This window comes from Sphingomonas sp. CCH9-E2, assembly GCF_001557215.1.
GTDB lineage: Bacteria > Pseudomonadota > Alphaproteobacteria > Sphingomonadales > Sphingomonadaceae > Sphingomonas.
The window spans coordinates 1-6738 of record NZ_LSJM01000226.1; the positions used below are offsets into that span (position 1 = coordinate 1).

Genomic DNA, 6738 nt, shown 5'->3' on the forward strand with positions numbered 1-6738 from the left:
CCCCATAACCGCTGGAAAAACGGCAGCAGCCACTCCTGCGGCACGAGGAGCCCGGCGGCGAGGATCAGGATCGGATATTCGTATGTCCAGTCGAACACCAACGGCGCCACCAGCGCCGCGAACACCCCGCCCAGCGCACCGCCGACCGACATGGCGAGGTAGAAGCCGGTGAGCCGGTCCGCCTCGGGCCGCAGGTCGTACATATGCGTGTGCAGCGCCACCGCGACCATGAACAGCAGGGCGAGCGCCATCAGTGCGTTCAGCTCGGGATTGGCATTATGCCCCGCGATCATCAGCCCGCCGAACAACAGGATCGTGATCGGGGCAAAGCGGGTCAGCAGCGTCGCCACCGCGCGCCGCGCCGCGAACGCGATGGTGAAGCTCAGCAGGTACAGGCCAAGCGGCAGCACCCACAGCATCGGCACCGCGACGATATCGGTGGTCAGGAAGCTCGACGTCGCGAGCATCAGGCCGGAGGGGACAAAGGCCAGCGCGATCCAGTGCGCCACGCGCCGCTTCGACGGCGGGGCACTGGTCGCATGGACATGCGGCGCGTCCGCCGCCTTGCGCGGCAGCAGCAGCGCACAGGCCGCAACCGCGACGAACACCAACGCATAGCCGCCGGTCCACAGCCAGCTTTGCGCGTGCAGCGCCATGCCCGGCTCGACCAGCAGCGGATAGGCAATCAGCCCGCCAAAGCTGCCGACATTTGACGCGGCATAGAGCGCATAGGGATCCCGCCCGCCCGACGCCGACGCGAACCAGCGCTGCAGCAGCGGCGCCTGCGCCGAGATCGCGAAGAACAGCGGGCCGATGGAGGCGGCAAGCAGCCACGGAACCCAAACCGCCGGCTCGGCATCCGCCGGCATCTCCATCGCCATCAGCCCGATCGGCAGCCACAAGGCCGCGACCGCCAGCACGCCCAGATGGATCATCGCCTGCCGCCGCACCGGCACCCGGCCCAGCCAGTGGGCATAGGCATAACCGCCCAGCAGCAACGCCTGATAGATCAGCATCGCGCTGTTCCAAACGGCGGGCGCACCGCCCAGCCGCGGCAGTGCCATGCGCGCGATCATCGGCTGAACCAGGAACAGCAGGAAGCTGCCGAGCAGGATGGTGATGACGAAGAGCGGGCCGCTCACACCCTTCAGCCATCCGGGTGCACCCGGCTGTGGTTCGGCGACTGCTTCGGCGCTCATCGCCTCCCCTTTCGGCTTACGCGTTACGTGGCCGCGTGATGCGGTAGGTGACGATGCGGCGCAAGGGGTCATCCGCCGCAAAGGCGTGATGATCGAAATCGCCACCGTCGACATAGGCCATGCCCAGCCGCTCCATCATCGCCCGGCTGGCGGCATTACGCTGCGACGTGATCGCCACGATGTACGGAACGTCGAACCTGGCCCAGCCCCACGCCAGCACCGCGCGCATCGCCTCCAGCGCATAGCCGCGCCGCCAATAGGCTTGCGCAAGCATCCACCCCGCCTCGACCTGTCCCGCAATCGGGTTCTGCGCATCGCCGCGCTTGAGCCCGCAAAAGCCGATGACCGCGTCATCCTCCTTGCGAATGACGCTCAAAAACCCCAGCCCCTCGTGCCGATAGCCGTCATGCCGCGCCAGCGCCGCCGCGCTCGCCGCAGCGTCCTTGACCGGCCCCAGATCGGCCATCACCACCGGGTCGGCCCACATCGCATACAGCGCCGGGTGGTCGGCCTCCACCGGCGGGCGCAGCAGTAACCGCTCCGTCTCGATCATCCGCCCATCAGCCGCGCGGCGTGGAGCGCATGATAGCTCAGCACCCCGCTGCACCCGGCCCGCTTGAACGCCATCAGCGTCTCCAGCACCAGCGCGTCGCGGTCCCCCGCCCCCGCCGCGGCCGCCGCCTCGATCATCGCGTACTCGCCGCTCACTTGATAGGCGAACACCGGCACCTCGAACCGCTCTTTCACCCGGCGGACAATATCCAGATAGGGAAGGCCCGGCTTGACCATCACGCTGTCCGCGCCCTCGTCGAGATCGAGCGCCACTTCGCGCAGCGCCTCCTCGGCATTGGCCGGGTCCATCTGATAGGTCTTCTTGTCGCCCTTGAGCAGCCCGCGCGATCCCACCGCATCGCGGAATGGGCCATAAAAGGCCGAGGCATATTTGGCGGCATAGGCCATGATCTGGACGTTGACGAAGCCCTCGTCCTCCAGCGCCGCGCGGATCAGGCCGACGCGCCCGTCCATCATGTCGCTCGGCGCGATCACGTCCGCTCCGGCGCGGGCCTGATTGAGCGCCTGCCCGACCAGCACTTCCGCAGTCTCGTCGTTGAGCACATAACCCGCCGCATCGACCAGCCCGTCATGGCCATGCGCGGTATAGGGGTCGAGCGCGACATCGGTCAGCACCCCGATGTCCGGCGCCGCATCCTTGATCGCCCGGATCGCCCGGCACATGAGGTTATCGGGATTGAGCGCCTCCCCGCCATCCTCGGTACGCAGATCGACCGGGGTATTGGGAAACAGCGCCAGACACGGAATCCCCGCCGCCGCCGCCTCACGCGCCTTGGCGACGATCCCATCGACCGACCAGCGCGACACGCCGGGGAGGCTGGCGATCAGCTCCTCGACCCCCTCCCCCTCGGTCACGAACAGCGGCCAGATCAGGTCCGCCGGGGTCAGCACCGTCTCGGCATGAAGCCGGCGGCTCCACGCGGAACTACGGGTGCGACGAAGGCGAAGCGCGGGATAATGGGACATGCCTGGCTTTTGGGCCAAGTCCCGCGCGGTCGCAAGCGGTGGCGGTAAGCGCGGCAGACTGCCCCCGCCACCGTCGCCCCGGGCTTTACCCGGGGCCGGGCTGTCTTGAGACGGCGACGAAGCCCTGCCCCGGGTAAAGCCCGGGGCGACGAGGGAGAAGGGGCAGACAAGATGCTTGACCACACGCCAGTTTCAGCGATGTTATCTTATACCATATCAGGAGGGATCGCTTATGCTCAGGCTCGTCGCGCTAATCGCTGCACTCTCGCCCTTGCCCGCAGCGGCGCAATCGATGCGCGACGCACTGCCACCCGGCATCGTCGTGCAGGGGCGCGCGCTGATCAAGACCCCGCCCGACATGGCCGAACTGTCGATCAACCTGCGCGGCGACGGCACCACCGCCGACGCCGCGAGCAAGGCGCTGGCCGATGCGCAAAAATCGGTGATCGGCGGGATCATGTCGCTCGACCCCAAGGCCAGCTATCGCACGGGCGACGTGTCGATGCGCGAGGTGCGCAAGGGTGACTGCGCGTCGGATCGCGAATTGATGGGACTCGGCGACGACAGCGACCGCGCGGACAAGGGACCGTGCCGCGTGGTCGGCTATATCGCGACGATCGAGGCGACGGTCGAGATGCGCGCGGTCGACAAGGTCGGCACCGCGATCGGTCTGGCCAGCCGCCTCGGGGCAAGTTCCGCCGAGCTTGCAAGCTTTCGCCTCAGCGACCCTGCGGCGGCGCGCAAGAGCGCAATGGCGGCTGCGATCACGGATGCCCGCGCCCGCGCGGAGGCGGTGGCGAGCGCGTCGGGCGCCAAGCTCGGCCCGGTCGTCTCGATTCTCGACGGCAACGACCGCGCGATGGCGATGCTGGAGAGGCAAGCGGACGCCATGTTCGCGGTCGCCGAGCTAGCCCAGGCGCCTTTAGTCAAGATCGACATCGTTCCCAGTGCAGTCGAAACCAGCGCCGAAATCGTGATCGTCTATGCGCTGATCAAATGAGCGACGTCCTCCCCGATCCAGGGAGGACACCTCACCCCAACCGGCCCAGCGCCGCGCTCAACCGCGCCGCTTCGGCCGATTTCTCGGCATGGTCGGCGCGGGCCTTTTCCACCGCCTCGGGCTTGGCCTTTTCGGCGAAGGCGGGGTTGGACAGGCGTGCGTTGAGGCTGTCGCGCTCCTTCTCCGCCGCCGCGATCGCCTTGGTCAGGCGGGCGCGTTCGGCGTCGAGGTCGATGACGCCTTCGAGCGGGAGGACATAGGTCGCCTCGTCCACCACGATCTGCAACGCGCCGCCCGCCGGAGCTTCACCCTCGGCGCGGTCGACGCGCGCCAGACGGGCGAGCGCCGCATTCTGGCGCGTCAACCGCTCCAGCGTGTCGGCATGCGCGTCGCGGACGTGCAGCGCCAGCCGCGCGCCCGGCGGGACGTTGAGCTCGGTCCGCGCCGCGCGCAGCTCGCTCACCAGCCGGATCAGCCAGTCGATCTCCTGCGCCGCCGCGGGATCGAGCGCGCGCGCATCCGCCATCGGCCATTGCGCAGTGATGATGGGGTAATCCGGGCGCTCGCCCATCTTCGACCACAGCTCTTCGGTGATGAAGGGCATGAACGGGTGGAGCATGACCAGGATCTGGTCGAGCACCCATCCGGCGACGGCGCGCGTCTCCTCGGCACCCTCGGCGCCTTCGGTCTGCAGCACCGGCTTGATCAGCTCAAGATACCAGTCGCAGAAGCGGCTCCAGGTGAACTGATAGATGGTGTTGGCCGCGCCGTCGAAACGATGGTCGGCAAAGGCAATGTCCATCGCCTGCACCGTGGACACTGTCTCCGCGACAATCCACTTGTTGACCGCGAGCGTGGCGCGAGGAGCCTCGACATGTTCGCTTGCGCGAATCCCGTTCGACTGGGCAAATCGCGCCGCGTTCCACAGCTTGGTCGCGAAGTTGCGATACCCCTCGACCCGCTTTTCATCCATCTTCACGTCGCGGCCCTGGCTCTCCATCGCCGCCATGAAGAAGCGCAGCGCGTCCGCACCATACTGGTCGATCAGGCCGAGCGGATCGACGACATTGCCCTTGGACTTGGACATCTTCGCGCCATCCGCGGCGCGGACAAGTCCGTGCAGATACAAGGTCTTGAACGGCACTTCTTTCATGAAGTGCAAACCCTGCATCATCATCCGCGCATCCCAGAAGAACAGGATGTCGAAGCCGGATATCAGCACGTCATTGGGATAACGCCCGCCGAGCGTGGGGTCGCTGTCATCGGGCCAGCCTAGCGTTGCGAACGGCCAGAGCGCGGAGGAGAACCAGGTGTCGAGAACGTCCTCGTCCTGCGTCAGGCGAACCCCCTCGCCCGCCCGCGCCTGCGCTTCGGCTTCGTTTTCAGCGACATAGACGCTGCCGTCGTCAGCGAACCACGCCGGAATCCGGTGCCCCCACCATAGCTGACGGCTGACGCACCAGGGCTGGATATTCTCCATCCAGTTGAAATAGGTCTTTTCCCAGCTCTTGGGCACGATCTTGGTCGCGCCCGAGCGCACCGCCTCGATCGCGGGCTTGGCCAGCGTCGCGGCGTCGACATACCATTGGTCGGTCAGCCAGGGTTCGATCACAACGCCCGAACGGTCGCCGAACGGCGTCTGGATCTTGCGCGGTTCGGCGTCGTGTTCGTTGCCGTCCTTGTCGGTCCAGGGGACGAGGAAACCCTCGTCCTTCAGCCGGGCCACCACCTTCTCGCGCGCGTCGAAGCGATCGAGGCCGATCAGCTCGGGCGGAATCAGCCCGTCCGAGGTCTGGCAGATCATCGCCTTGGCATCGAGCATGTTGAGCATGTCGCGCGCTTCGATCCCGGCGCGGCGGCCGACCTCGAAGTCGTTGAAATCATGCCCAGGCGTGATCTTGACCGCGCCCGAACCCAGCTCGGGATCGGCATGTTCGTCGGCGACGATCGGGATCAGGCGGCCGGTGATCGGCAGCTTCACCTGCTTGCCGACCAAAGCGGCGTAGCGCTCATCCGTCGGGTGCACCGCCACCGCCATATCGGCCAGCATCGTTTCCGGCCGCGTCGTCGCGACATGGATGTAGCCGCTGCCATCGGCGAGCGGATAGCGCAGGTGCCAGAACTTGCCGTTCACCTCGCGCGTCTCGACCTCAAGGTCGCTGATCGCGGTGCCCAGGCCCGGATCCCAGTTCACCAGCCGCTTGTCGCGATAGAGCAGCCCCTGCTTGTGCAGCTCGACGAAGACCTTGAGCACGGCCTTCGAAAAGCCCTCGTCCATCGTGAAGCGTTCGTCGGACCAGTCCATCGAACAGCCGAGGCGCCGCAGCTGGCCGGTGATCGCGCCGCCGCTCTCGGCCTTCCACTTCCACACCTTCGCGACGAACTCCTCGCGGGTGAAGTCGGTGCGCTTCTGCTGGCGTGCGTTGAGCTGGCGTTCGACCACCATCTGCGTCGCGATGCCGGCATGGTCCATGCCGACCACCCAGCGCGCGTCCATCCCCTTCAGACGCGCATGGCGGACGAGGATGTCCTGCAGCGTGTTGTCGAGCGCATGGCCGATATGCAGCGAACCCGTCACGTTGGGCGGCGGGTTGACGATCGTCCAGGGCTGCGCGCCCGGACGATCGGGCCGGAACAGCCCGTTGCTTTCCCAATGCGCGTACCAGCGCTGCTCGATCTCGGCGGGGTCGAAGGTCTTTGGAAGTTCGCTCATGCCGTGCCCATAACCACGCGCCCGCCCTGATGCCAACCGGGATTAATCGCCGTCCGGCAACGTATGCAGTACCGGTACGCCCGCCCCCTTCAATGCGGCGAGCAGATCATCGGGAAGATCGTTCCAGCGCAGCACGCGGCCCTCGGACAGAATCTCCGCAAGAAACTTGGGCTCGCTGGTCGAATTGTCGAAGATCCACCCACGATCAATATTGCTGCAGAACCAGGCCAGTTGGTCGAAGGATCGCGTGCGCCGCGCGACGATCTTGTCGGGCGGCACGTCATGCC

At 66.8% G+C, this 6738-nt stretch carries 4 protein-coding genes and 2 pseudogenes; 1 reads left to right on the forward strand and 5 read right to left on the reverse strand.

The features are described 5' to 3' along the window. The 3 genes and pseudogenes from AX681_RS10520 to hemB all read right to left on the reverse strand — a co-directional run. Positions 1-1199, reverse strand: a pseudogene (locus AX681_RS10520) (hypothetical protein); the annotation flags it as partial. A 16-nt stretch (positions 1200-1215) separates the two neighbouring features. After that, positions 1216-1752, reverse strand: coding sequence for a GNAT family N-acetyltransferase (locus AX681_RS10525; protein WP_066660490.1), 537 nt, complete (start codon positions 1750-1752; stop codon positions 1216-1218). After that, positions 1749-2738: a porphobilinogen synthase gene (hemB, locus tag AX681_RS10530; RefSeq protein ID WP_066660492.1), complete on the reverse strand. Its 990-nt coding sequence runs from the start codon at positions 2736-2738 to the stop codon at positions 1749-1751. Before hemB ends, AX681_RS10525 begins: the two co-directional genes overlap by 4 nt. Before the next feature lie 232 nt (positions 2739-2970). Here hemB and AX681_RS10535 point away from each other — a divergent pair, with 232 nt between their 5' ends. Continuing rightward, the gene (locus tag AX681_RS10535) at positions 2971-3738 is read left to right on the forward strand and encodes an SIMPL domain-containing protein (protein ID WP_066682213.1); all 768 of its coding nucleotides are present in this window, start codon (positions 2971-2973) and stop codon (positions 3736-3738) included. 31 nt (positions 3739-3769) lie between these two features. Here AX681_RS10535 and AX681_RS10540 read toward each other — a convergent pair whose 3' ends face one another. Together AX681_RS10540 and AX681_RS22465 are read right to left on the reverse strand one after the other, a co-directional pair. After that, positions 3770-6451: a valine--tRNA ligase gene (locus AX681_RS10540; RefSeq protein ID WP_066664890.1), complete on the reverse strand. Its 2682-nt coding sequence runs from the start codon at positions 6449-6451 to the stop codon at positions 3770-3772. A 42-nt stretch (positions 6452-6493) separates the two neighbouring features. Continuing rightward, a pseudogene (locus AX681_RS22465) lies at positions 6494-6738 on the reverse strand (hypothetical protein); the annotation flags it as partial.

Excerpts from the sequence above, each read along its gene's own strand:
- AX681_RS10525 (WP_066660490.1), bottom strand. The coding sequence starts at position 1,752 with ATGATCGAGACGGAGCGGTTACTGCTGCGCCCGCCGGTGGAGGCCGAC.
- hemB (WP_066660492.1), bottom strand. The coding sequence starts at position 2,738 with ATGTCCCATTATCCCGCGCTTCGCCTTCGTCGCACCCGTAGTTCCGCG.
- AX681_RS10535 (WP_066682213.1), top strand. The coding sequence starts at position 2,971 with ATGCTCAGGCTCGTCGCGCTAATCGCTGCACTCTCGCCCTTGCCCGCA.
- AX681_RS10540 (WP_066664890.1), bottom strand. The coding sequence starts at position 6,451 with ATGAGCGAACTTCCAAAGACCTTCGACCCCGCCGAGATCGAGCAGCGC.